Source organism: Candidatus Eisenbacteria bacterium (assembly GCA_035712145.1).
In the GTDB taxonomy this organism is placed as follows: Bacteria; Eisenbacteria; RBG-16-71-46; order RBG-16-71-46; family RBG-16-71-46; genus DASTBI01.
Window position 1 is genome coordinate 1 of the sequence record DASTBI010000074.1, and the last position, 3,323, is coordinate 3,323.

3 protein-coding genes are annotated in these 3,323 nt (G+C 66.6%); all 3 read left to right on the plus strand.

The window, feature by feature from the left end; all coding sequences use genetic code 11:
• The coding region (locus VFQ05_04375; GenBank protein HET9325987.1) for a hypothetical protein at positions 1-785 on the plus strand (785 nt) is incomplete at its 5' end.
• Complete coding sequence (locus tag VFQ05_04380; GenBank protein ID HET9325988.1) at positions 782-2,455, plus strand: hypothetical protein; 1,674 nt, start codon at positions 782-784, stop codon at positions 2,453-2,455. The genes VFQ05_04375 and VFQ05_04380, both read left to right, overlap by 4 nt.
• 286 nt (positions 2,456-2,741) lie before the next feature.
• The coding region (locus VFQ05_04385) for a hypothetical protein (GenBank protein HET9325989.1) at positions 2,742-3,323 on the plus strand (582 nt) is incomplete at its 3' end.

Here is a 3,323-nt window from a genome sequence, read left to right on the forward strand (position 1 = left end):
ACCTGAGCCTCCTGTCGCAACCCGGCGCCAAGGAGAGCTTCCTGCTCGGCCAGGTGCGCGACCGCCACTCGCTGCTCTACTTCCCGGTGGCGATCGCGGTGAAGTGGCCGCTTGGACTCCTTGCGCTCGGCGCCATCCAGAAGTGGTCGCGGTGGCGCGAGCGCCGCACGCGGCCATGGGGACTCGAGGAAGTCGCGCTGCTGGCGGCGATGACCGTGGTGCTGCTCTCGTGCATGCTGTCGAATCTGGATTACGGCGTGCGCTATGCCTTGCCCATGCTGCCGTTCCTGTGCGTGTGGTGCTCCGACCGCGCGACCGCGAACGGCGGCCGCAGGCTCGCGATCGTGATCGCGCTCATCGCGGCGATCGCGCTCGAGACGGCGCGGGCGCTTCCGTATCCGCTCGCCTTCTTCAACACGCTCGCCGGCGGCCCGGGGGGCGGCGACCGCATCGTGAACGATTCGAACGTCGACTGGGGACAGGGGCTGGTCGCCCTGCGGCGCGACCTGGATCGCCTCGGCATCCGCAAGGTGCATCTCGCCTATCACGGCACCGTCGATCCCGCCCTCTACGGCGTCGATTACGAGATCTTCGCCGGGGGAAACCCGGGGCCGGAGAGCGATTGGCTGGCCGTCAGCAGCTACTTCATGGTCGGGCTCTCGTCGCGGCTCACCACCCGGCTGGGCATGAGCGAGCAACCCGTGAAGTACGACCTGGCGGCTTTGCACGGCCAGTCGCCGGTGGCGAGACCCGCCGGTTGCATGTACCTCTATCGGCTGCGATGAGCGATCGCGCCTGGCGCCTGTCGTTGCTCACGATCACGGCCATCGGCGCCTTTCTGCGGCTCGGATGGCCGGGTTCAGCACCGCCCGGCCTCAACCAGGACGAGGCGATCGGCGCGTGGATCTCGTGGTGCCTGCTCGGGACCGGGCGCGACATGAACGGACAGCCGTGGCCGGTCTTCTACTCCCGCGGCATCGGCGACTATCCGTCGACGCTCTTCTTCTACGTGACCATGCCGTTCCAGGCGATCGGCGGCCTGAACGTGACCACGACCCGGCTCCCCGCGGGGCTCGCCGGCATCGCGTGCGTGCCACTCATCGCGTGGATCGGCGCCCGGCTCTTGGGTCGCGGCGCCGGTCTCACCGCCGCGGCGATGCTGGCGCTGAATCCATGGCATCTCTTCCTGAGCCGCTTCGGCGTCGGCGCCAGCCAGTGCCCGCTGCACGCGCTCGCGGTCGTGGCGCTGATGATCAAAGCCGGCCTCCTGCTCGAGGATTCGACCATCGAGAAACCGCGCGCCGGTCGAATCGTGGCGAAACGCGAGCCCGACGCCCGATGGGCGGCGCTGGCCGGCATCGTGGCGGGAGTCTCCTGCTACGGGTTCCATGCGATGCGCCTGTACTTCCCGGTCTTGTTCCTCGGCCTCGCGCTCTTTCTGCTTCCGCAGTGGCTGCGGCTGTGGTCGACCGCGCGTGGAAGAGCGGCGCTGATCGCGCTGATGGCGGGTTTCGCCATTCCGATCGCTCCCCTGGCGATCCTTCACCTCAACGACTCGCCGATCGCGCACCGCTGGGAGATGACGCGGCTCTGGCCTGCGGGCGCTCCTCTCACCACGATCGTCGCCATGGTGCTGAAGCGCTGGGCAGAGCACTTCCATCCCGACTTCCTGTTCGTGCGGGGCGATCTGTTCGAGAGCATGCGGCTGTGGCAGGGCGCGTTCGGCTGGCACATGCTGCCGTTGATGCTGGCCGGGATCGCGCTCGTCGCGACGCGCTTCCGTCAGAGCCCGGCCGCGCGGGTGATGCTCGCGCTGCTCGTCGCCTATCCCGCCGGCGACGTGATCAGCCGCTACGCGAGCGTTCACACGCTGCGCGCCGCACCCGGAGTGGGTGCGTTGGTCCTGCTCGCGGCGTGGGGCGCGGGCGCGATCGGTGGGTGGGTGGCGAGGCATCGGCGCGCCCTTGTTCCGTACGCCGCCGCGACCCTGGTCCTGGCCGGACTCTTCTTCGACGGTCGCTTCATCCTCAGGTTCTTCGGCGAATGGAATCGGCGGCCGGAGATCTATCACACCTATCACGTCGATCTGCTCGACGTCGCGCGCTGGCTGAAGCCGAGGCTCGCCCGAGCCGACGCGGTCTTCTGCACCGTCAAGGGGCTCAATCAACCCTGGTCGGTGCTCGCGGTGGGCACCGAACACTCATCCGCGCTGTGGCTCGCAGAGCCGCGCGACGTGCGCCCGGCCGAGTACGACGTGGTCGTGCGCTACGGAAAGATGCACTTCCTCTACGCCGACTTCTGGGTGCCGTATCTGAATCAGATCACCGGGAACGGCAAGCCGGACCACGTCTTCTTCATCGTCCGGCCGGGCGAGCTGCGCCTCACCGACCCGATCCATACCGTTCGTGGTCCGGACGGGCGGGAAGTTCTTTGGGTGGTCGCGCGAACGCTTTGATCGCAAATTATTGGAGACAGACGTGACCACGGGGCGTACGATTTTCCCAACGTAACAGCAAAGAAAGGAGGCGCGATCGACCGCTTGATACTCCTTTCGCCCGCGTTCTAGGCGGGCCACTTCTCCTCCCTCTATTTCGCACGTCCGCACGCCGGGATTCCGCGCATGGAGTTCCAGCGAGTGCTGGCTTGCTCGTGCCGCTGCTCCCGGCTGCGGGTGAGGCCATCTTTCGTCTCCGATGCCCTCGTGGGACGAGTGTGCGTCGCGCGACGTGAGGAGAGTCATCGTGAACAGGAATCACTTGCGACAGCTCGCGGTCGCGGTCGCAGTATGCGCGAGCTTCGTGGCGGGGCTCGCACGTGCTCAGACCAATCTGGCCTGGGACGACTGTGTCAGCTCAGGCGGGCAGTACAGCAAGACGGTGGCATGCGCGAACACCGGAGTCTTCAGCCTGCTCTGCTCGTTCTCGAGCCCCGTCGACATCACCAATCTCGCCGCGGTGGACGCGTACATGGACGTCAAAGTGTCTGGAACGATCTCGCCGTGGTGGTCGCAACCTGGAAGGTGGTCACTGGATACTTCGAATGCCACCGGAGCCACGTGCGATGTCGCGTCCTGGAGCCAGATCCCGATGGCATTCACCCCGCTCGTTCAAGCCATGCCGCCCAGTCGGATTCGCATTCGATCCACTTGGGTGTTTCCCGTCGGGCAGGAACAGCCGGTCGTGGCCGATCAGGAGTACTACAGCCACACGCTCCAGCTGCACTTTCGCTCGGGGACGGCGCAGGACTTAGGCTGCGTGACGCCAGCGTGTTTTCACATCACGAACGTGGTTCTGATGTCATACGGGGAACCTGACCTTCACCTG